21 protein-coding genes and 1 tRNA gene are annotated in these 21,239 nt (G+C 73.6%); 11 read left to right on the forward strand and 11 right to left on the reverse strand.

Features of this window, described 5'->3' with window-relative positions:
* Positions 1–24: 24 nt before the first annotated feature.
* From AMK24_RS17530 to AMK24_RS17540, 3 genes are all read right to left on the reverse strand, one after another.
* Positions 25–336, reverse strand: a complete 312-nt coding sequence (locus AMK24_RS17530; protein WP_073769712.1) for a DUF202 domain-containing protein — start codon at positions 334–336, stop codon at positions 25–27.
* The gene (locus AMK24_RS17535) at positions 333–728 is read right to left on the reverse strand and encodes a YidH family protein (RefSeq protein WP_073769713.1); all 396 of its coding nucleotides are present in this window, start codon (positions 726–728) and stop codon (positions 333–335) included. Before AMK24_RS17535 ends, AMK24_RS17530 begins: the two co-directional genes overlap by 4 nt.
* Before the next feature lie 159 nt (positions 729–887).
* Positions 888–1,397, reverse strand: coding sequence for an NUDIX hydrolase (locus AMK24_RS17540; RefSeq protein WP_073769714.1), 510 nt, complete (start codon positions 1,395–1,397; stop codon positions 888–890).
* Between the two features lie 157 nt (positions 1,398–1,554).
* On the opposite strand from AMK24_RS17540, the gene AMK24_RS17545 reads away from it, so the two are divergent.
* The gene (locus AMK24_RS17545; protein WP_073769715.1) at positions 1,555–3,216 is read left to right on the forward strand and encodes an FAD-binding dehydrogenase; all 1,662 of its coding nucleotides are present in this window, start codon (positions 1,555–1,557) and stop codon (positions 3,214–3,216) included.
* A 217-nt stretch (positions 3,217–3,433) separates the two neighbouring features.
* Here the strand turns inward: AMK24_RS17545 and AMK24_RS17550 are convergent, their stop codons facing one another.
* Positions 3,434–3,859 (reverse strand): ASCH domain-containing protein, encoded by a 426-nt coding sequence (locus AMK24_RS17550; RefSeq protein ID WP_073769716.1) that lies wholly within the window; start codon positions 3,857–3,859, stop codon positions 3,434–3,436.
* 225 nt (positions 3,860–4,084) lie between these two features.
* Between AMK24_RS17550 and AMK24_RS17555 the strand changes: the two genes are divergently transcribed.
* Positions 4,085–5,065, forward strand: a complete 981-nt coding sequence (locus tag AMK24_RS17555) for a hypothetical protein (RefSeq protein ID WP_073769717.1) — start codon at positions 4,085–4,087, stop codon at positions 5,063–5,065.
* Positions 5,066–5,196: 131 nt separating this feature from the next.
* Positions 5,197–6,768, forward strand: a complete 1,572-nt coding sequence (locus AMK24_RS17560) for an APC family permease (protein ID WP_073769718.1) — start codon at positions 5,197–5,199, stop codon at positions 6,766–6,768.
* 74 nt (positions 6,769–6,842) lie between these two features.
* On the opposite strand, the gene AMK24_RS17565 is transcribed toward AMK24_RS17560, so the two are convergent.
* Together AMK24_RS17565 and AMK24_RS17570 are read right to left on the reverse strand one after the other, a co-directional pair.
* Positions 6,843–8,240 carry a GntP family permease gene (locus AMK24_RS17565; RefSeq protein ID WP_073769719.1) on the reverse strand — a complete coding sequence of 466 codons (1,398 nt, stop codon included), beginning with the start codon at positions 8,238–8,240 and terminating at the stop codon, positions 6,843–6,845.
* Positions 8,241–8,251: 11 nt separating this feature from the next.
* Positions 8,252–8,779 carry a gluconokinase gene (locus AMK24_RS17570; RefSeq protein WP_073769720.1) on the reverse strand — a complete coding sequence of 176 codons (528 nt, stop codon included), beginning with the start codon at positions 8,777–8,779 and terminating at the stop codon, positions 8,252–8,254.
* Between the two features lie 131 nt (positions 8,780–8,910).
* Here AMK24_RS17570 and AMK24_RS17575 point away from each other — a divergent pair, with 131 nt between their 5' ends.
* From AMK24_RS17575 to AMK24_RS17585, 3 genes are all read left to right on the forward strand, one after another.
* Positions 8,911–9,612 (forward strand): FadR/GntR family transcriptional regulator, encoded by a 702-nt coding sequence (locus AMK24_RS17575; protein WP_073769721.1) that lies wholly within the window; start codon positions 8,911–8,913, stop codon positions 9,610–9,612.
* 70 nt (positions 9,613–9,682) lie between these two features.
* Positions 9,683–10,768: an S-(hydroxymethyl)mycothiol dehydrogenase gene (locus AMK24_RS17580; protein ID WP_073769722.1), complete on the forward strand. Its 1,086-nt coding sequence runs from the start codon at positions 9,683–9,685 to the stop codon at positions 10,766–10,768.
* Complete coding sequence (locus AMK24_RS17585; RefSeq protein WP_073769723.1) at positions 10,768–11,397, forward strand: MBL fold metallo-hydrolase; 630 nt, start codon at positions 10,768–10,770, stop codon at positions 11,395–11,397. The genes AMK24_RS17580 and AMK24_RS17585 overlap by 1 nt, the downstream gene beginning before the upstream one ends.
* 12 nt (positions 11,398–11,409) lie before the next feature.
* Here the strand turns inward: AMK24_RS17585 and AMK24_RS17590 are convergent, their stop codons facing one another.
* Both AMK24_RS17590 and AMK24_RS17595 read right to left on the reverse strand, forming a co-directional pair.
* Entirely contained in the window at positions 11,410–12,348 is a 939-nt protein-coding gene (locus AMK24_RS17590; RefSeq protein ID WP_073769724.1) for an RluA family pseudouridine synthase, read from the reverse strand.
* 267 nt (positions 12,349–12,615) lie between these two features.
* Positions 12,616–12,703 (reverse strand) — tRNA-Leu (locus tag AMK24_RS17595).
* 183 nt (positions 12,704–12,886) lie between these two features.
* Between AMK24_RS17595 and AMK24_RS17600 the strand changes: the two genes are divergently transcribed.
* The 3 genes from AMK24_RS17600 (at position 12,887) to AMK24_RS17610 (ending at position 15,546) form a co-directional block, all read left to right on the forward strand.
* Positions 12,887–14,221 (forward strand): M20/M25/M40 family metallo-hydrolase, encoded by a 1,335-nt coding sequence (locus AMK24_RS17600; RefSeq protein ID WP_073769978.1) that lies wholly within the window; start codon positions 12,887–12,889, stop codon positions 14,219–14,221.
* Positions 14,222–14,384: 163 nt separating this feature from the next.
* Entirely contained in the window at positions 14,385–14,618 is a 234-nt protein-coding gene (chpH, locus tag AMK24_RS17605) for a chaplin ChpH (RefSeq protein ID WP_015607544.1), read from the forward strand.
* A gap of 139 nt (positions 14,619–14,757) precedes the next feature.
* The gene (locus AMK24_RS17610) at positions 14,758–15,546 is read left to right on the forward strand and encodes a chaplin (protein WP_073769725.1); all 789 of its coding nucleotides are present in this window, start codon (positions 14,758–14,760) and stop codon (positions 15,544–15,546) included.
* 70 nt (positions 15,547–15,616) lie between these two features.
* Here the strand turns inward: AMK24_RS17610 and AMK24_RS17615 are convergent, their stop codons facing one another.
* Positions 15,617–15,805, reverse strand: a complete 189-nt coding sequence (locus AMK24_RS17615) for a DUF5703 family protein (protein WP_003970138.1) — start codon at positions 15,803–15,805, stop codon at positions 15,617–15,619.
* 47 nt (positions 15,806–15,852) lie between these two features.
* Here AMK24_RS17615 and AMK24_RS17620 point away from each other — a divergent pair, with 47 nt between their 5' ends.
* The gene (locus AMK24_RS17620) at positions 15,853–16,518 is read left to right on the forward strand and encodes a hypothetical protein (RefSeq protein WP_073769726.1); all 666 of its coding nucleotides are present in this window, start codon (positions 15,853–15,855) and stop codon (positions 16,516–16,518) included.
* An 83-nt stretch (positions 16,519–16,601) separates the two neighbouring features.
* Here AMK24_RS17620 and AMK24_RS17625 read toward each other — a convergent pair whose 3' ends face one another.
* The gene (locus tag AMK24_RS17625) at positions 16,602–18,944 is read right to left on the reverse strand and encodes a helix-hairpin-helix domain-containing protein (protein WP_073769727.1); all 2,343 of its coding nucleotides are present in this window, start codon (positions 18,942–18,944) and stop codon (positions 16,602–16,604) included.
* Complete coding sequence (locus tag AMK24_RS17630; RefSeq protein WP_073769728.1) at positions 18,941–19,924, reverse strand: aldo/keto reductase; 984 nt, start codon at positions 19,922–19,924, stop codon at positions 18,941–18,943. Before AMK24_RS17630 ends, AMK24_RS17625 begins: the two co-directional genes overlap by 4 nt.
* A gap of 138 nt (positions 19,925–20,062) precedes the next feature.
* Here AMK24_RS17630 and AMK24_RS17635 point away from each other — a divergent pair, with 138 nt between their 5' ends.
* Positions 20,063–21,112: an LLM class F420-dependent oxidoreductase gene (locus tag AMK24_RS17635; RefSeq protein ID WP_073769729.1), complete on the forward strand. Its 1,050-nt coding sequence runs from the start codon at positions 20,063–20,065 to the stop codon at positions 21,110–21,112.
* Positions 21,113–21,239 lie beyond the last annotated feature (127 nt).

Below are 21,239 nucleotides of genomic sequence, written 5' to 3' on the forward strand. Positions count from 1 at the left end.
GGGCGGAGCGCGGCGGGGCCGCGCTCAGAAGACCATCGCCGCCGCGAACACCGCCAGCGCCACCGTGCACAGCGCGGCCGTCAGCGCCCCGCGCGGCGCGAGCGGCCGGGGGCGCGCCACCCCCAGCGCCACCACCCGGCGGTGGGCCGTCAGCAGGAACCCCAGCCAGGCCAGCGCGCTCAGCGCCACCGCGACCAGCGTGCCCGGGGCCGCCCCGCTGTGCAGCGCCTGCCGTACGGCGAGCAGCGCGACGACCGTGGCGGAGAGCGTGGTCCGCCGCCAGGCCAGCCGCGTCCGCTCGGGCTGCAGTCCGGGATCCCGGCCCGGCGCCGTCACCCGCCCTCCCAGCCGAAGAGGACCACCACCACCATCGCCACGGCCACGACGGCGACCACGAGGCCCAGCAGGGTCGGGAACCGGGACACCGGCAGGTCACCGCCCCGCCGCATCGCCCGCTCGCACCGCACCCAGTGGTTGACCGCCCGCAGCGCGCAGAGCACTCCGGCGGCCAGCAGCCCGAGCGCCAGCCCGGCCCGGACGCCCCATGCCAGCTCCGGCAGGAACTGGTCGACGGCGAACCCGCCGCCGATCAGCGCCAGCGCCGTCCGGATCCAGGCGAGGAACGTGCGCTCGTTGGCCAGCGAGAACCGGTAGTCGGGGGTGTCCCCCTCCTCCCGGACCCGCTGCGGCGCGAACCACAGCCGTACGCTCTGCGCGATCTTGTTCACACCGGAAACCCTAGGCGCTGCCCCCCGGCCGGACCCGACCGGGCCGGACCGCGCCCAACCGCGCCCGACTGCTTCCGACCGCGTCCGACCGGGCCGGACCAGGTCCGAGGCCGTGCCGGGGCGGGCCCGGAGGGGCCGGTGGGCCGGTACCGGGCCCCGTCACGCCGTCCGGGGCTCCCGCAGCCGCCGGTACGCCTCCAGGCCGTCCGGCACCCAGGGCCACTCCCCGAGCCGCCGCTCCAGCTCCGCCTCGTCGAGGAACGCGTGCCAGGCGACCTCCTCCACCTGCGGGGAGACCGGCAGCTCGCAGCGCACCCGGTAGACGGCCGACCACCAGGTGTGCTCGCCGTCCGCGTAGAGGAACCGGAACAGCGGCTCCGGGCGGGGCAGCCCCGAGACCCCCAGCTCCTCCTCCGCCTCGCGCAGCGCCGCCTCGTCGTACGACTCGCCCGCGCCCACGACACCGCCGACGAACATGTCGTAGTGCGAGGGGAAGACCGGCTTCGTGTCCGTACGCCGGTGGACGAAGACCCTCCCCTCCGCGTCGCGCACCTCGATGAACACGCAGCGGTGCCGCAGCCTCCGCGCGGTCGCCTCACCGCGCGGAGCCTGCCCGACGACCACGTCGTTCTCGTCGACGATGTCCAGAATCTCCTCGGAGGGGTCCATGCGCTCCATCCAACAGCACCAGGCCGGACGGTTGACGTGGCCCCGGCGGATACCCAAGATCTGACGCACGGGTAACTTGAACGTCTCGCCGCCCCCCGGGGCCGACCGCCGCCGCCCGTCCTGCCCGCCCCCGAGCCTTCCCGACAGGATGGAACCCATGGCGTACGACGCTGACGTGATCGTGATCGGGGCGGGACTCGCCGGGCTGGTGGCCACCGCCGAACTCGTCGACGCCGGCCGCTCCGTGATCCTCCTCGACCAGGAGCCCGAGCAGGCCGTCGGCGGCCAGGCGCACTGGTCCTTCGGCGGTCTCTTCCTCGTCGACTCGCCCGAACAGCGCAGGATGCGGATCAAGGACAGCCGTGAGCTGGCGCTCCAGGACTGGTACGGCACGGCGGGCTTCGACCGCGAGGAGGAGGACCACTGGCCGAGGAAGTGGGCCGAGGCGTACGTCGACTTCGCCGCCGGTGAGAAGCGCTCCTGGCTGCACCGGCAGGGGGTGCGCTTCTTCCCCGTCGTCGGCTGGGCCGAACGCGGCGGTTACGACGCGACCGGCCACGGCAACTCCGTACCCCGCTTCCACATCACCTGGGGCACCGGCCCCGGCATCGTCGCCCCCTTCGAGCGGCGGGTCCGCGAGGGCGTCGCCCGGGGGCTCGTCCGGCTGGGGTTCCGCCACCGGGTGACCGGTCTCTCCCGCACCGCCGGGGCGCTCGACACGGTCACCGGCGAGATCCTGGAACCCAGCGCGGCCGAGCGCGGCGCCGCGAGCAGCCGGGAGGTCGCCGGGGTCTTCGAGCTGAGGGCCCAGGCGGTGATCGTCACCTCCGGCGGCATCGGCGGCAACCATGACCTGGTCCGCGCCCAGTGGCCGAAGCGCCTGGGCGCCCCGCCCGAGAAGATGCTCTCCGGCGTCCCGGCCCACGTGGACGGCCTGATGCTCGGCATCGCGGAGAAGGCGGGCGCGCACCACATCAACCGCGACCGGATGTGGCACTACACCGAGGGCATCGAGAACTGGAACCCGATCTGGGCCCGGCACGGCATCCGGATCCTGCCCGGCCCCTCGTCCCTCTGGTTGGACGCCCGCGGCAAGCGGCTGCCGGTGCCCCTCTTCCCCGGCTTCGACACGCTCGGCACCCTCGAACACATCATGGGCTCGGGCCACGGCTACACCTGGTTCGTGCTCAACCAGCGCATCATCGGCAAGGAGTTCGCGCTCTCCGGCTCCGAGCAGAACCCGGACCTGACCGGGAAGTCGGTGCGCGACGTGATCGGCCGGGCCCGTGTGGACGTGCCCGCCCCGGTCAAGGCGTTCATGGACCACGGGGCCGACTTCGTCGTGGAGAAGGAGCTCGGCGCGCTGGTGCGCGGCATGAACGCGGTCACCGGCGACGGCCTCATCGACGAGGCGGGCCTGCGCCACGAGATCACCGCCCGCGACCGCGAGATCGCCAACCCCTTCACCAAGGACCTCCAGGTCACCGCGATCAACGGAGCCCGCGCCTACCTGGGCGACCGCCTCATCCGCACCGTGAAGCCGCACCGCATCCTGGACCCGGCGGCGGGACCTCTGATCGCCGTCCGGCTCAACATCCTCACCCGCAAGTCCCTCGGCGGCCTGGAGACGGACCTGTCCTCCCGGGTCCTGACCGCCGACGGCGCCCCGCTTCCCGGCCTGTACGCGGCGGGCGAGGCGGCGGGCTTCGGCGGCGGCGGAGTCCACGGCTACCGCTCCCTGGAGGGCACGTTCCTGGGCGGCTGCGTCTTCTCGGGCCGGGCGGCGGGCCGGGCGGCGGCGGAGGCCGTGGCCTCGTAGCCCCGAGCACCGGCGGGCGGGCCGTTCCAGCCCTTCGCGGGCCCCGGCGACCGGGCCTCCGGCCCCCGCTTCTCCCGAGCGGAGGGCCCGGCTCCGGCCCCGGGCCGAGCCCTGCGGAGGCCGAGGGGCGGAGGCCCGGGGGCGGCCCCGGCAACCCCCGGCCGAGGGCCCGCCCCCGCCTCCGGACACCCTGCCTCCGGGCGCCCCAGCCCCCGGGTCACACCATCCGCTCGACCACCCGGAACCGCTCCGCGACGATCAGCGTCCCGTCGTCCACCGTGAACGACGGATCCCCCAGAGCCTCCCGCATCTCCTCGCCGTGCCAGAACCGTTCGTGCCCCGCCCGCCACTCGGCCACCGAGGCGTACCCCTCGCCCTCGTCCAGCACGTGCCGCAGGTCCACGGCCCCCAGCGGCAGCACCCGTACCTCCGTCACCTCGACCACCGCGACCTCCCGCCCGTCCGAGTCGATGAGCGCGGAGCGTTCGCCGACCGGCGGCAACTCCTCCTGCTCCGCCTCGTATTCGCACAGCAGCCCGGTGGTGGACACCTTCTCGCCCGCGAGCACCGCTGCCACCAGCCGGTCCCGCAGCGGTCCGGGAAAGGCGAGGAGGAAGGGCTTCAGGGGTTCGCGTGGCTCCATGCGACCAGTGTGGCATCCGCGGGAACCCCGGTCCGGGCGCCGACGAGTGCCGCCCCGCCCCCCTCCACCCGCTGTGCCGCCGTCCTCGGCGGTTCGACCGGAATCAGCCAACTGACTTACCCATATGAGCAGTTGGCGTCCAACGCCCCTTGACGCGAAGCGCGGCCTCCCGCTTTGCTGTGCGCGATCGTCCGCTCGCACACCGCATCGAAAGAAGCCCGCGGCATGCCCCCGCCTCCGCCGCCCCCGCCCCCTCTGGGCCGTTCCCGACGCCGGGGCAGCCGCTCGGAACACGTCTTCGACCCGGCTCTCGACGACGACGAACTCATCGCCGTACGCGGCCGGTTCGCCCGGGGCAGATGGTCCGAGGCCCGCACCCTGCTGGTGGGCACCGGACGGGACTGGGACCGCCGCGCCCACCGCCTGCTCGCCCTCGCCGAGATCGCGTCCGCCGTGGACTGGGCGGGCGACTGGCTGCTCGTCGAACCCGAGAGCGCCGACGCGGCCGTCCTCCTCGGCTGCGCCCGGGTGGCCCGTGCGCTGCGGCCCGGGGCCGGGCCGCGCGACGCCGCCCGCGCCCGCGAGGCGTGTCTGGCCGCCGCCCGCCTCACCCCCGACGACCCCACCCCCTGGCTCGCGCTGCTCCTCCTGGACCGGGGGCGCGACGACGGCGCGGACGAGACCGGCCGGCTCTTCGAGGAGGTGCGCTCCCGCCACCCGGACCACCATCACGCCCACCACGTGATGGCGGCTCTGCTGGCCGAGAGCAGCCCCGAGAGCGGCCACGACCCGCTCCACGAGGTCTACGACTTCGCCTCCTGGGCCGCCGAACTGGCCCCGGCCGACTCCCCGTTGGCCGTCCTCCCCGTCATCGCCCACGCCGAGCGCTACCGCGTCCTGGTCGCGGCGGGCATCGAACCCGCCGACCCGGCGGCCTCCGACCACTGGTCCGGACGCCGCGCCCGCCAGGTGACGAAGGCCGCCTTCGACTGGTGGCTGGAGTGGGAACGCGACGACCACCCCCGCCACCGCGTCGACCTGAACTTCCTGGCGCACGCCAAGGTCTGCGAGGGCCGGCCCGCCGAGGCCGCCGCCCTCTTCCACCGCATCGGCGCGCACGCCACCGCCGCGCCCTGGTCGTACGCCGGAGGGGAACCCCACGCGGCGTTCACCGCCGCGCGCGCCTACGCCCTCGGCGCCCCCTGAGGGGCGGCGTCCCTTGGAGCACGCCGCCCCTGAGACGCCTCCTCCTGAGACGCTCCTGGGACAGGGCGCCCGCGCAGCACGAAGAGCACCACCCCACCGGCTCCACCCCGAAGGAAGGAACCCCACCCGTCATGTCGACCGGCAGTTCGTTTTCCAGCGAGACCGACACCACCGGGAGCGCGGCCGGCGCCGGAGGGATCAACACCTACAAGGGCGAGGAGCGCGCCCTGCGCGCCGACCGGCTCGGCACCCCCGGCCTCCTGCTCTCGGTGGTCGCCGCCAGCGCGCCCCTGATGGTCGTCGCGGGAGTGATGCCCACGGTCTTCGGCGTGATGGGCATCGTCGGCCAGCCGCTGCTCTACCTCATCCTGGGCGCCGTCCTGATGCTCTTCGGCGTCGGTTACGCGGAGATGAGCCGGCACGTCCACAACGCCGGCGCGTTCTACGCCTACATCGCCCGCGGGCTCGGCCCGACCGCCGGCGCCGGGGCCTCGCTCGTGGCGCTGGTGGCGTACAGCGCGATGCAGGTCGGCATCTACGGCATCCTCGGCTTCGAGGTCTCCGGCATCTTCGCCGCCTACCTCGGCATCGAGCTCGCGTGGTGGATCCCGGCCCTGGCCTCGGCGGCGGTCGTCGGCGCCCTGGGCTGGCTGAAGATCGACCTCAACGCCAAGGTGCTCGGCGTCCTCCTGGTCATCGAGTGCGCCCTCGTCGTGATCTTCGACATCGCCGCCGTCAGCAAGCCGGGCCCCGAGGGCCTGTCGCTGCACGCCTTCGACCCCGAGACGCTCGCCGGCGCCGGACTCGGCACCGCGCTCTGCTTCTGCGTCGCCGCGTTCGTCGGCTTCGAACAGGCCCCGGTGTACGCCGAGGAGACCAGCCGCCCGCAGGTCGTGGTCTCCCGGGTGATGTTCCTCGCCGTCGGCTACGCCGCACTGTTCCTGGCGATCAGCTCCTGGGCCCTCACCGTGGCCGCCGGACCCGGCTCCATCGCCGACACCTCCCTCAAGGAGGGCCCCGGCATGCTGTTCGGCCTCACCGAGGAGCGGCTCGGCTCCACCTTCACCGACGTGCTGCACGTCCTCTTCGTCACCGGGATGTTCGCGGCGCTCCTGAGCTTCCACAACGTGGTCGCCCGCTACGCGTTCGCGATGGGCCGCGAGGGCCTGCTGCCCGCCCGCTTCGGCCGTACCAACCGGGTGAGCGGCGCCCCCGGCACCGGTTCGCTGCTCCAGAGCGCGGTCTCGGTGGTGGTCGTCCTGGCGTTCGCGTTCACCGACGACAACCCGGTCGGCGACCCCACCGCCCCCGTCCTGCGGCTGTTCACCTGGATGGGCAACGTCGGCGCGCTCGGCGTCATCCTGCTGATGGCCGCCGCCTCCTTCGCCGTCATCGCCTTCTTCGTCAAGCGCGGCGCGGGCCGCGCCCAGGCCCCCCGCCTGGTCGCCTCCGCCCTCGCCGGACTGGCGCTGCTGTCGATCGCGGTCCTCACCGTCCGCGACTTCGGCGCCCTCGTCGGCTCGGGCCCCGGCTCGGCCCTCACCTGGCTGCTGCCCGGTGTGATCGTCCTCGCCCTCCTCGGCGGCCTGGCGTACGGGGCGGTACTGCGCTCGGTCCGGCCCGGGGTGCACGCCCGGATCGGCCTCGGCAACGAGGCGTTCCGGCTGGAGAAGGCCGCCGGGAGCGGGACCGCCCGCCGCTGAGCCTCCGTACGCACGCGTACGCGCCCGCCCCGGACGGTTCCGGGACGGGCGCGTACGTACGCGGTACGGGGCCGCTACAGCAGCAGCGACAGCAGCAGGATGAACGCCATCGCCACCACGGAGATGATCGTCTCCATCACGGACCAGGTCTTCACCGTCTGGCCGACGTTCATGCCGAAGTACTCCTTCACCAGCCAGAACCCGGCGTCGTTGACGTGGCTGAAGAAGAGCGAACCGGCGCCGACCGCCAGCACCAGCAGCGCCGCGTGCGAGGTCGACATGTCGGCGGCCAGCGGGGCGACCAGACCGGCGGCCGAGATCGTGGCGACCGTGGCCGAGCCGGTGGCGAGGCGGATCGCGACGGCGATCAGCCAACCGAGCAGCAGGGCGGGGATCGACCAGTTCTCGGAGAAGTCCAGGATCATCCGGCCCACACCGGCGTCGATGAGCGTCTGCTTGAAGCCGCCGCCCGCCCCGACGATGAGCAGGATCCCGGCGATCGGGGCGAGGGACTTCTCCACCGTGCCGGCCAGCCGGTCCTTGGTGAACCCGGCGGCCCGGCCGAGCGTGAACATCCCGACCAGGACGGCCGCGAGCAGGGCGATCAGCGGCGAACCGATGACCATGGTGACCTTCTGGAGGCCGTTCTCCGGGTTGTCGACCACGATCTCGACGAGCGCGTTCAGCAGCATCAGGACGACCGGCAGCAGGATGGTCGCCAGGGTCGCGCCGAAGCTCGGGCGGCGGTCCAGCTCCTCCGAGGGCCGCTGCGGGATCATGTTCTCCGGCGGCTTGATGTCCACCCAGCGCGCGGCGTAGCGGGAGAAGACCGGACCGGCGATGATCACCGTCGGTATGGCGACCAGCACGCCGAGCGCCAGCGTCACGCCCAGGTTGGCGTCCAGGGCGTCGATCGCGACCAGCGGGCCGGGGTGCGGCGGGATCAGCCCGTGCATCACCGAGAGCCCGGCCAGCGCGGGGATGCCGATCCGCATCAGGGAGTAGTTGCCGCGCTTGGCGACCAGCAGCACGACCGGGATCATCAGCACGATCCCGACCTCGAAGAACAGCGGCAGCCCGATGATCGAGGCGATCAGGACCATCGCCCAGGGCATCGCCCGGCCGCTCGCCTTCGCCAGGATGGTGTCGACGACCTGGTCGGCGCCGCCGGAGTCCGCGAGCAGCTTGCCGAGGATCGCGCCGAGCGCGATCAGGACGCCCACGCCCGACACGGTGGAGCCGAGGCCCGAGGTGAAGCTGAGGATCGTGTCCGCCGGGGCCGCGCCCGCGAAGGAGCCGAGCGCCAGCGAACCGATGGTCAGCGCCAGGAAGGCGTGCATCTTGAGCTTGGTGATGAGGAGAACGATGACGGCGATGCCCGCCAGGACGGCGATGCCCAACTGAGCGTTGCCTGCCGAGGTGATCGGTTCGGCGGCGTCCGCTGCCAGCATCTCGACGCTGAGACTGGTCACGGTGAAGGTCCTTAACTGTCGAGCCGGCGCAGTGCCGCGACGGCTCGCTGGGTGATTTCCGTAGGGGTGCCGGACACGTCGACGCTCACCCCGGCCTCGTCGGCCTGGAGCGGCTGGAGCGTCGCGAACTGCGAGTCGAGCAGCGCGGGGGGCATGAAGTGGCCCTTGCGATCCGCCATCCGCTCCTCGATAAGCGCCCGGTCGCCGGTCAGGTGCAGGAAGACGGCGTCGGGCGCCCCCTCCCGCAGCCGGTCCCGGTAGACCCGCTTGAGCGCGGAGCTGGAGACGACCCCGCCGAGCCCGGCACGCCCGTGCGCCCATGCGCCGATGGCGTCCAGCCAGGGCCACCGGTCGTCGTCGTCCAGGGGGGTGCCGGCCGACATCTTGGCGATGTTCGCCGGGGGATGGAAGTCATCGCCCTCGGCGTACGGAACGCCGAGTTCGGCGGCGAGCAGGGGGCCGATCGTGGTCTTGCCGGTTCCTGCTACGCCCATCACCACGACGACGTGGGGGGTGCTCGTGGGGGGTGCGGTCTTCATGGGGTGTCTCGCTGTCTTCTTCGACATCGGTCCGTCGCGCTACTGAAACCTATTAGGTACGACTTATTCAAGAGTCTGTGACGTAAACGTCGTACTTATTGTTCCCGAGGGGCACCCCTTAGGCTTGACCCATGACCACACAGAGCCAGGGGCTGCATACGCATGTGCTGGACACCCTGGGTCTGGAGATCTCCTCCGGCCAGTGCCCGCCCGGCAGCGTGCTGCGCACCGACGAGCTGGCCCAGCGCTTCGACGTCTCCCGTACGGTCGTCCGGGAAGTGGTCCGGGTCCTGGAGTCGATGCACCTGGTCGAGTCGCGCCGCCGCGTCGGCGTGACCGTCCGCCCCACCGACGCCTGGAACGTGTACGACCCCCAGGTCATCCGCTGGCGCCTCGCCGGCGCCGACCGCCCCCGCCAGCTCCGCTCCCTCACCGTGCTGCGCTCCGCCGTCGAACCGGTCGCCGCCTCCCTCGCCGCCCGCCACGCCACCGCCGAGCAGTGCGCCGAGCTGACCGAGCGCGCCCTCGGCATGGTCGCCACCTCGCGGGGCCAGCAGCTGGAGGGCTACCTCGAACACGACATCGCCTTCCACCGGATCGTCCTCAACGCCTCCGGCAACGAGATGTTCGCCCGGCTCGGGGACGTCGTCGCCGAGGTCCTGGCGGGCCGCACCCACCACCAGGTGATGTTCGAGGACCCCGACCCGGCCGCCGTCACCCTGCACGTACGGTTGGCCGAAGCGGTCCGCGAGGGGGACGCGGAGGCCGCCGAGCGGATCACCAAGGAGATCGCGGTGGGCGCCCTGCACGAACTGGACGTGCTCGCTCCGTAGCGGGCGCCCCGAGGCGTACGGTGGTCCGCGATCGATCTTCGCGAAGCGCGGGAACAGGGAGAACAGGGTTATGGCACAGCAGGTGCAAGCGGTCATCGCACCGGGCAAGGACGAGCCGGTCAGGGTCGAGACGATCGTGATCCCGGACCCCGGCCCCGGCGAGGCCGTCGTGAAGATCCAGGCGTGCGGCGTCTGCCACACCGACCTGCACTACAAGCAGGGCGGCATCAACGACGAGTTCCCCTTCCTCCTCGGCCACGAGGCGGCGGGCGTCGTGGAATCGGTCGGCGAGGGCGTCACCGACGTCGCCCCCGGCGACTTCGTCATCCTCAACTGGCGTGCCGTGTGCGGCCAGTGCCGCGCCTGCCTGCGCGGCCGCCCCTGGTACTGCTTCGACACCCACAACGCCGGGCAGAGGATGACCCTGCTGGACGGCACGGAGCTGTCGCCCGCCCTCGGCATCGGCGCGTTCGCGGAGAAGACCCTCGTGGCCTCCGGCCAGTGCACCAAGGTCGACCCCGAGGTCGCCCCGGAGGTCGCCGGGCTGCTGGGCTGCGGCGTCATGGCGGGCATCGGCGCCGCCATCAACACCGGCCAGGTCGGCCGCGGGGACTCCGTCGCCGTCATCGGCTGCGGCGGCGTCGGCGACGCGGCGATCGCCGGAGCCCGGCTGGCCGGCGCGGCGAAGATCATCGCGGTCGACATCGACGACCGCAAGCTGGAGACGGCGAAGAAGATGGGCGCCACCCACACCGTCAACTCCCGCTCCACCGACCCCGTCGAGGCGATCCGCGCCCTCACCGACGGCAACGGCGCCGACGTGGTCATCGAGGCCGTCGGCCGCCCCGAGACCTACCAGCAGGCCTTCTACGCCCGCGACCTGGCCGGCACGGTCGTCCTCGTCGGCGTCCCCACCCCGGACATGAAGCTCGAACTGCCGCTCCTGGACGTCTTCGGACGCGGCGGCTCCCTCAAGTCCTCCTGGTACGGCGACTGCCTGCCCTCGCGCGACTTCCCGATGCTCGTCGACCTGCACCAGCAGGGCCGCCTCGACCTCGCCGCCTTCGTCACCGAGACCATCGGCATCGGGGACGTCGAGCAGGCGTTCGCCCGGATGCACGACGGCGACGTCCTGCGCTCGGTGGTGGTCTTCTGATGGCCGCCCGCATCGACCACCTGGTCACCTCCGGCACCTTCGCCCTCGACGGCGGCGAGTGGGACGTCGACAACAACGTCTGGATCGTCGGCGACGACAGCGAGGCGATCGTCATCGACGCCGCCCACGACGCCGCCGCCATCGAGACCGCCCTCGGCGGCCGAACCCTGCGCGCCATCGTCTGCACCCACGCGCACAACGACCACATCGACGCCGCGCCCGCCCTCGCGGAGGCCACCGGCGCCCCGGTCCTGCTCCACCCGGACGACCTGCCGCTCTGGCTGGCGACCCACCCGGAGCGCACTCCGGACGGCACGCTCACCGACGGGCAGGAGCTGACCGTGGCGGGCACCACGCTCACGGTCCTGCACACCCCGGGCCACGCCCCCGGCGCGGTCTGCCTGTACGCCCCCGAGCTGGGAACCGTCTTCACCGGCGACACCCTCTTCCAGGGCGGCCCCGGCGCCACCGGCCGGTCGTTCTCGTCCTTCCCGACGATCATCGACTCGATCCGGGACCGCCTGCTCACGCTCCCGGGCGACACCGCCGTGCGCACCGGCCACGGCGACCCCACCACCATCGGCGCGGAGGCCCCGCAGCTCGACGAGTGGATCAGCCGCGGCCACTGAGCGCCGCCCGCCTCACCCCTCCGGCCAGGCGGAGAGCCGCAGCCCGCTCGTGAAGCGGCGCGGCTCCCCGCCGACCGGATCGGTGAACTCCAGCACCCGCGCCAGCAACTGCAACGGCCGCGCGTAGTCGTCCGCGGCCCCCTCCGCCTCCACCACCGGATACAGCGGGTCGTGGAGGATCGGCAGCCCCAGGGCGTTCATGTGGACCCGCAGCTGATGCGTCCGCCCGGTCGCGGGCAGCAACCGGTAGCGCCCCGCCCCACCGCGCCGCTCCACCAGCTCCACCCGGCTCTCGCTGTTCGCCTCGCCCGGCTCCTCGCGGGCCGCCAGCACCCCGCGCTCCTTGACGATCCGGCTGCGTACGGTCCGGGGGAGGGCCACCGAGGGGTCGTACGGGGCCACCGCCTCGTACTCCTTGCGCACCCGCCGGTCCCGGAACAGCGTCTGGTACGCGCCCCGGTCCTCGGGCCGCACCACGAACAGCAGGAGCCCCGCCGTCAGCCGGTCCAGCCGGTGCGCGGGCTGCAGCGCGGCCAGCCCCAGCTCCCGCCGCAGCCGGGCCACCGCGGTCTCGGTGACGTGCCGCCCCCGGGGCGTGGTCGCCAGGAAGTGCGGCTTGTCGACGACCACGATCCGCTCGTCGCGGTACACCACCCCGACCGGGAACGGCACCGGCTCCTCGGGGGCGAAGTCCCGGTGGAACCAGAGGCGCAGCCCGGCGGCGTACGGCTCCGAGCCCCGCACGGCGGCCCCGTCCGCCCCCACGAACCGCCCGGCCTCCAGCATCTCGGCCACCCGCCCGGCCCCCACCGCCCCGCCGAACCGCGCGACCAGGTACTCCCCGACGGTGGCCGGAGAGCTCACCGGGTCCTCCGGCAACCGCACCCGCACCGCGTCGATCCCGTCCCGCTGGGGAAGCGGCCCGCCGGACGCCCTCCCGCGGCCCCTCACCGGGCGCCGCCGGGAGCGGGTACGCCACCGTGGGCAGGGGCAGGGGCAGGGGCAGGGGCAAGGGGTCGACGCATGCGGTCGGGTCGTCCTTCCGGTCGGGCGGCCGGGCTTCGGCCGGCCCGTCCCGCCATTCTCCCGGACGAGGGCCGCGTCCATCCCGCCCCGCCGGGCAAGCGGCCCGCCGGACGACCTCCTGCGCCCCCGTCGCCGTCCCCCTTCGTAACCGCCCGACAACGCGAAGGAGCCCCACCGAAGTGGGGCTCCTGCTGGTGTCCGAGGGGGGACTTGAACCCCCACGCCCGATAAAGGGCACTAGCACCTCAAGCTAGCGCGTCTGCCATTCCGCCACCCGGACAAGGTGTCTGTCTCGCGGGCCGTGCCCGTTCCGACGTGGAAAACCATAGCAAACATTCGAGGGTGCTCGATCCCGCCCCGGCGGCTGTGAACGGTGCGTGACGGGGGGTGTGCGGCCTTGGGCGTACGCCGTGGGCGCGGGAGGATGAGGAGGAGCACCGCAGCGACAGTGGAGGGAACCAGCGTGAGCGAGAGCAGCACGGGCCGGACCGTGACCGGCGGCAACGCCGAGCAGGAGGTCGTCGACCTCTGTCGCGACCTGATCCGCATCGACACCAGCAACTACGGCGATCACTCGGGGCCCGGCGAGCGGCTCGCGGCCGAGTACGTGGCGGAGAAGCTCGCGGAGGTCGGGCTGGAGCCGCAGATCTTCGAGTCGCACAAGGGGCGGGCCTCCACCGTCGCCCGGATCGAGGGCGAGGACCCCTCCCGCCCGGCGCTCCTCATCCACGGGCACACCGACGTCGTCCCGGCCAACGCGGCGGACTGGACGCACGACCCGTTCTCCGGGGAGATCGCGGACGGCTGCGTCTGGGGCCGGGGCGCGGTCGACATGAAGGACATGGACGCGATGACCCTCGCGGTCGTCCGGGAACGGATGCGCACCGGCCGCAAACCCCCGCGCGACATCGTGCTGGCCTTCCTCGCGGACGAGGAGGCGGGCGGCACGTACGGCGCGCGCTACCTCGTGGACCACCACCCCGGCCTCTTCGAGGGCGTCACCGAGGCGATCAGCGAGGTGGGCGGGTTCTCCTTCACCGTCAACGAGAACCTGCGGCTGTATCTGGTGGAGACGGCCCAGAAGGGCATGCACTGGATGAAGCTGACCGTGGACGGCACCGCCGGACACGGTTCCATGATCCACAAGGACAACGCCATCACGGAGCTGTCCGAGGCGGTCGGGCGGCTGGGCCGGCACAAGTTCCCGGTGCGGGTCACCAAGACGCTGCGGCACTTCCTGGACGAGCTCTCGGACGCGCTGGGCACCGAGCTGGACCCGGAGAACATGGACGAGACGCTCGCCAAGCTGGGCGGCATCGCCAAGCTCATCGGCGCCTCCCTCCAGAACACCGCCAACCCCACCCAGCTGGGGGCCGGCTACAAGGTCAACGTCATCCCGGGCCAGGCGACCGCGCACGTGGACGGCCGGTACCTGCCCGGGTACGAGGAGGAGTTCCTGGCCGACCTGGACCGCATCCTCGGCCCCCGCGTCCGGCGGGAGGACGTGCACGCGGACAAGGCCCTGGAGACCACGTTCGACGGCGCCCTGGTCGACGCGATGCAGACCGCGCTGGTGGCCGAGGACCCGATCGCCCGTGCCGTGCCGTACATGCTCTCGGCCGGCACCGACGCCAAGTCCTTCGACGACCTGGGTATCCGGGGCTTCGGCTTCGCCCCGCTGAAGCTGCCGCCGGAGCTGGACTTCGCCGGGATGTTCCACGGCGTGGACGAGCGGGTTCCGGTCGACGGTCTGCAGTTCGGCGTGCGGGTGCTCGACCGGTTCATCGATCATTCCTGACCGCCGCGACCGCCCGGCGGCCGGTTCGCCATGCGATTCGTCCGCCTGTGCGGATATGTCCGAACGAGTGAAACGAGCCGTTCACACGTAGCCCCGCCTCACCCTCCTCGTTACACGGTGTGCGGTCCGCGGCTGGGACCGCGCTTTCCAACTAGGAGGAATCATGATCAAGAAGGTCGTCGCAGTTGCGGCTGCCACCGGTGGCCTCGTTCTCGCGGGTGCGGGCATGGCTTCCGCCGACGCGGGCGCCCAGGGTGCCGCCATCGGCAGCCCCGGCGTGCTCTCCGGCAACGTCGTCCAGGTCCCGGTCCACGTGCCGATCAACCTGTGCGGCAACACGGTCTCCGTGATCGGTCTGCTGAACCCCGCCTTCGGCAACACCTGCGTCAACGCCTGACGTTGAACGTCGACCCGTAAGGGTTTGAGCTCGACCGGTCCCGGAGTGCACACCATGCACTCCGGGACTGTTCGGCATTCGGCTCCCGCACGGTCATGTCCGGGGGTTTTTCGGAAGCCAGAAGGCAGGAAACGAACCTATGCGACAGGTCACTCGTAAAGGCCTGATCACCATGGCGGCTGCGGGCGGAGTGCTCGCACTCAGTGGCGGATACGCCCACGCCGACTCCGGAGCGGGTGCCACCGCCGCCGGCTCCCCGGGCGTACTGTCCGGCAACTCGATCCAGGTCCCGGTCGAGATCCCGGTCAACGTCTGCGGCAACTCCGTCAGCGTCGGCGGACTGCTCAACCCCGCCAGTGGAAACGACTGCGCAAACGGATCAGCGGCATCCGTCCGCGCCGGGGACCGCTCGGCCGCCCCGGAGACCCGCTCGGCTCCCGGCGACTCCGGCAACGGCGCCCGGGCCGGCGACACCACCGCGTCGGACCGGCACTCCGAGCCCGGCGCCGGACGCCACCGCGCCCCGGGCGGCGGCGCCACGGCCGAAGGGGTCGCCCAGGGCTCGCCCGGCATCCTCTCCGGCAACTCGATCCAGGCGCCGATCGACATCCCGGTGAACCTCTGCGGCAACAGCATCAGCGTCGTCGGACTGCTCAACCCCGCCTTCGGCAACAGCTGCTCCAACGACTCCGAGGTTCCGCCCCCGCCGCCCGAGCAGCCGGAGAAGCCCCCGGTCACCCCGGAGAAGCCGGTCGACCCGCCGGCCCCCCAGCCGCCCGGGCCGAACACCCCCGAGCCCCACTTCCCCGAGGAGCAGCTCGCGCAGACCGGCGGGGACGGGCTCGACGTGCTCATCCCGGCCGCCGCCGGACTGCTGCTCGCCGGAGCGGGATCGGTGCTCTACCGACGCACGCGCAGCGCCGCCTGACCCGGCGCGCACGGCACGGCAGAGCCCGGGCGTGAAGAGCGGGCCCCGCGATCGCGGGGCCCGCTCCATGTCACCAGGTGGCCCGCAGCTGACGGATGATCCGTCTGCGCAGCCGCACCCTGCGGCTGCCGTCCCTGCGGAGCGTCAGGCGGTCCAGCTCCCAGTGCCCGTACTCGGCGTGGTCGGTCAGAAGTCGGGCCGCTTCCTTGCGGGACACCCCGCGCGGCACGTACACGTCGACGAATTCGTATTCCGGCATCGCATCTATTGTGCGGGCAGAGCCCCGGTACGGATAGCGTCTGCACTATGTCTGATGCTGCGCAGCCCACCGCTGCCGAGGTACGTGCCGCCGCCGAAGCGGTCAAAACCGCGATCGACCGTCACCTCGACGCGGTCGAACGCCGTACCGGGGACGACGACCCCGCCGTCTACGACGCGTTCAACGCCCTGGCCGCTGCCGCCGAGGTCTACGACGAACTCCTCTACGACCGCTACGACGAAGTCACCCCCTTCGAGATCCCCGGGGCGGAAGACTCCCTGCCTCCCTACGCCGGCCCCGCCGAGCCCAGTGCGCTCAGCGTCCTGATCCGGCGCGACTACGTGGTCGCGGAGCCCCCCCGCCTCCTCGCCCAGGCCCAGCGCCTCGCCGACCTCGACGCCGGGCCCGGCGGCCGGCCGGACACGGCCCCGGTGGTCGGGACCAGCGTCCACGCCGCGCTCGGCGTGCTCTTCGGCGAATACGAACCGGACGAGATCGCCTCCCGGCACAAGGAGTTCGGCCTGGAGGAGGGCGACTCCACGCTCTGGGTCTCGGCCGCGGACGCGCCGCCGGAGCCGGGGGAGTGGCTGGGGGCCCCGTTCGAGGACGCCGACCCCGAACTGGTCGTCTGCCGCTTCGACGTGAGCGCGGTCTTCGACGAGGAGGACGAGTCCGACGAGGACTTCACCGGGCCCGCGGGGGGCGGCCGCTGATCCGCACCGGACGTGACGGCGGGGGCCGGTGCGCAGCGCACCGGCCCCCGCCGCTGTCCGGGCCGGCTACCGCCCCTCCCCGGTCATCCGTTCAGGGACGCCGCGTCGGGCGTGGGAAGCGCCTCCAGCAGCGGGCGCAGCCGGGTCGTCCGCTCCTGGGCCGGGACCTCCGCCACCGCGCGCGGGAGCGCCCGGTCGACCCCGTGGACCACGGACAGGTGCCGCTCGCCCCGGCTGAACGCCGTGTACACCCACGGCCGGCTCAGCCCCCGCGCCGCGTCGCCCGGCAGCACGACGACCGCGGCGGGCCAGCGCATCCCGGCCGCCTGATGGGCGCTGAGGGCCCAGCCGTGCCGCACCGACGACTCCACCCGCTCCTGCGGTACGACGACGGGGAGACCGCCGCAGTCCAGGTGGAGGCCCTCCGCGTCGGCCGAGCGCACCACCCCGGGAACCGCCCGCCCGGGCGCGGGCACATGGACCACGCGGTCGCCCGGGTCGAACCCGCCGAACCGGCCGGGGCCCGGGTTGAGCCGCTGCTTGAGCGCCTCGTTCAGCACCCTGGTACCGGCGGCCCCGCCGTGGCCCACGGTGATCACCTGGGTCTCCTCGGCGGGGATGGAGAACGCCCGGGGCACCGAGTCCGCGACCAGCTGCACGGTGCGGTGGACCGCCTCGCCCGCGTCGCGGACCGGGACGATCACCACCTCCTTGCCCGGAGCGTCGACCTGGTTCAGCTCGCCGACGCCGATGCCGGAGACCAGTTCGCCGATCGGACCGGGGTCCGGGGTGCGGGAGACGACCTGCGGGCAGGCGCGGGCGGCCAGCACATCGGCGAAGACCCGCCCGGCCCCCGCCGAGCCCAGCACGCCGGGGTCGCCGCTCAGCACCAGCCGGGCCCCGTCCGCCAGCGCCTCGACCAGGACCGCCGCGCCCTCCACGTCCAGCTGCGGGGCGTCCAGCACGACCAGCAGGTCCAGGGCGAGCGCCCCGTCCTCGTCGCGGCCGGGGCCCTGCGCACCGGAGAGCAGGCCGGCCAGGGTGACCGCCGTGTCCGGATCGCCGGTGGCCGCCGCGAGGCGTCGGCGGCCGTCCTCGCTGTGGGCCGCGCCCAGGGCCCGCAGGCCCAGACCGCGCGCCGCCGCGATCAGCGCGGCGGGCTCGGCCCGTGCCGCCTCACCGCCGCTGTGCGCGACCAGTCCGGCCGACGCGACCGTACGGATCAGCTCGGCGGCCGACGGGCTCGGGGCGGCTGCGGCCGCCTCCGTCCAGTCGGCGGCCTTCTCGCAGGTGTTGACCAGCCGGGCCAGGCCGTCCGCGAGACTCTCCTCGGCCAGGGCGTAGCGGTCCAGGCCCAACAGCACCCGGACCGGCTCCCCGGCCGCGTCCGCGTCCTCGGCGGGGCCCGCCTCGCGCGCTTCGTCCTCGTCCGCCCCGGTCCCGTCGGCTCCGGTCCCGTCCGCCTCCGGGTCGCCGCCTTCCCGGAAGAGCAGGGCGACGCCTTCCTCGACGGCGTTCAGCACGGCCGCGTCCGGGTCGCGGACCGCGTGCTCGGCGAGCGCCGTCCGTACGGCGCCGGCGTCCAGCGCGGTGTGGCCCTGGAGGGCGGCCCGCTCCAGCAGCCAGCCGACCAGGGCCGCCGTGCGGCGCCCGTCGTCCGGACCGCACTCCCCGCCCAGCAGGGCCCGTGCGAAGCCGTCGGCCTGCTCCGGGCGCACGCCGGGCACGGCCAACAGGTGCCAGGGGTCGGTGCGCAGCAGCTCGGCCGCCTGTTCGCCCAGGGCGCCGAGGGCCGGGCGGGCCAGCGCCTCGGGGGCCCCGCCCTCCGCCAGCACCGCGCGCACCGCGTCCAGGGCCTCCGGCGAGAGGGCCTGCGCCGCGGGAGCGGCCTCGGGCACGGGGGGCCGGGGCGGCTGGTCCGGGGCGGGGCGCTGGGAGGCCGCGGGAGCGGGGACCGGGGCGGGCCGGGCGAAGAACGCGGTCCCCGCCTTCTCGCCGCTCTCCACCGCCCGGACGGCCGCGAGCAGATCGGCGGCCGTGCCGCTCAGGCCCCCGCCCGCGGAGATGGGCGCGGCCTTCTCCGCCTTGCGCTTCTCGATCCGCTCCCGCAGCTCGCGCTGGGCGGCCAGCTCGGCCTGCGCCTCCGAGAGCTCGGAGGCGGGCGCGGCGTCGGGCGGACCGGCTCCGGGCGTCGCGTCGGAGGCGTCGGCTTCGGGCGCCGCCTCCGCGCCACCGCCCCCGGCCGCGCTCTCGGGCGCGCTCTCCTCCGTGCCGGGCTCCCCCTCCCCGGCGGCGGGAGGAGCCTTCGAGCCGCCGTCCGAGGGCGTCGCGTCCGCGGCGCCGTCCCCGGGCGCGGGGGCGGCGGCCGACGCGTCCTCGGCCGTCGCGTCGGCCGTGCCGGGGGTGTCCCCGGGAAGCGCAGTCACAGGGTGCTCCAGTCCTGGTCGGGATAGCGGTGCACGGGCGCCGACACATCGTCGAGCGCCCGGCGGATCTCGTAGGGAAGACTAAGCGCCTCCACCGACAAAGCCTCCGTGAGCTGCGCGGCGTTGCGCGCGCCGACGATCGGGGCGGTCACGCCGGGCCGGTCCCGGACCCAGGCGAGCGCCACCTGGAGCGGGCTCGTCGCCAGGCCGTCCGCCGCCGTCGCCACCGCCTCCACGACCCGGGTCGCCGCCTCGTCGAGGTACGGCTCGACGAACTGGGCGAGCCGGGACGAAGCGCCCCGCGAGTCGGACGGGGTGCCCCGGCGGTACTTGCCGGTGAGCACACCGCGCCCCAGCGGCGAGGACGGCAGCAGCCCGAGCCCCAGGTCCAGCGCGGCGGGCAGCACCTCGCGCTCGATGCCCCGCTGGAGCAGCGAGTACTCCATCTGCGTGCTGGCCAGCCGGGTGCGCGCGCCCGGCGCGGCGAGCTGCCAGGTCGCGGCTTTCGCCAGCTGCCAGCCGCAGAAGTTCGACACGCCCGCGTACCTGACCCGGCCGGAGGAGACCGCCTGGTCCACCGCCTGGAGCGTCTCCTCCAGAGGGGTCGCCGGATCGAAGGCGTGGATCTGCCACAGGTCCACGTAATCCGTGCCGAGCCGCTCCAGGGACGCGTCCAGGGCGGCCAGCAGATGCCCGCGCGAGCCGTTGACGCGGCGATAGGGGTCGGGGACGTTGCCCGCCTTCGTGGCGATGACCAGGTCCTGGCGGGGGACCAGGCTGTCGAGGAGCCGGCCGAGCAGGAACTCGGCCTCGCCGCCGCCGTACACGTCGGCGGTGTCCACCAGGGTGCCGCCCGCGTCCCAGAAGGCTTTCAGCTGGTCGGCGGCGTCGTGCTCGTCCGTGTCCCGGCTCCAGGTGAGGGTGCCGAGCCCGATTCGGGACACGCGAAGGCCGGTACGGCCGAGATGCCTCTGCTCCATGGAGGCTGAGATTACTGGCCGGGGCCCCGGCGGACGGAAGCCTGTGGACAACCCGAGGTCCGCCGGGCCTGCCGCATCGCCGCCGCCCGCGCTAGAGTCCGGAGAAAGGGACGTTACTGATCAGTAAGGGGAGCGGTTATGCGGCTCGGCATCAATCTCGGTTACTGGGGCGCCGGCATGGACGGCGACAACCTCGCCGTCGCGCAGGAGGCCGACCGGCTCGGTTACGACGTCTGCTGGGCGGCCGAGGCGTACGGATCCGACGCCCCGACCGTGCTGACCTGGGTCGCGGCCCAGACCGAGTCGATCGACGTCGGCTCCGCGATCATGCAGATCCCGGCCCGGCAGCCCACCATGACGGCGATGACCGCCGCGACCCTCGACTCGCTCTCCGGAGGCCGCTTCCGCCTGGGCCTCGGCGTCTCGGGCCCGCAGGTCTCCGAGGGCTGGTACGGCGTGAAGTTCGACAAGCCGCTGGCCCGCACCCGCGAGTACGTGGAGATCGTCCGCAAGGCGATGACCCGGGAGCGCCTGTCGTTCGAGGGGGCGCACTGGACGCTGCCGCTGCCCGGCGGCCCGGGCAAGCCGATCAAGCTCACCGTGCACCCCCAGCGCGAGCACATCCCGCTCTACATCGCCGCGATCGGGCCCAAGAACCTGGAGCAGACCGGTGAGATCGCCGACGGCGCCCTGCTGATCTTCCCCTCCGCCGAGCACCTGGAGGAGACCGCGATCCAGCCGTTGCGCGCGGGCCGCGAGAAGGCCGGCAAGACGATGGAGGGCTTCGACGTCAGCCCGACGCTGCCGCTCGCGGTCGGTGACGACGTGACCGGCCTCGCCGACATGTTCCGCCCCTACACCGCGCTGTACGTCGGCGGGATGGGCAGCCGCAAGCAGAACTTCTACAACCAGCTCGCCCAGCGCATGGGGTACGAGAAGGAGGCCGCGGAGATCCAGGACAAGTACCTGGACGGGGACAAGGCGGGGGCCGCCGCCGCCGTGCCGCACCGGCTGATCGACCAGACCGCGCTGCTCGGCCCCGTCGAGCGGATCGCGGAGCGGATGCAGGCGTACGCCGCCGCCGGGGTCACCACGCTGAACCTCGCCCCGGCCGGATTCACCCTGGACGAGCGGATCACCGCCCTGCGCGCCGGCACGGACGCGCTGGAGCGCTCCGGACTCGCCTGACCCTCCTGGCGCAGCACTACGGCCGTGGTGGGGGCTCGGGGTCCCTCCCCGCCACGGCCGTCACCAGGAACAACGCGCCGCGCGCCCCGGGGTTACGGCGTGGCGGCGCGCCCGTGCGGGACCGCTG

It is taken from the genome of Streptomyces sp. CB02366 (assembly GCF_001905905.1).
In the GTDB taxonomy this organism is placed as follows: Bacteria; Actinomycetota; Actinomycetes; order Streptomycetales; family Streptomycetaceae; genus Streptomyces.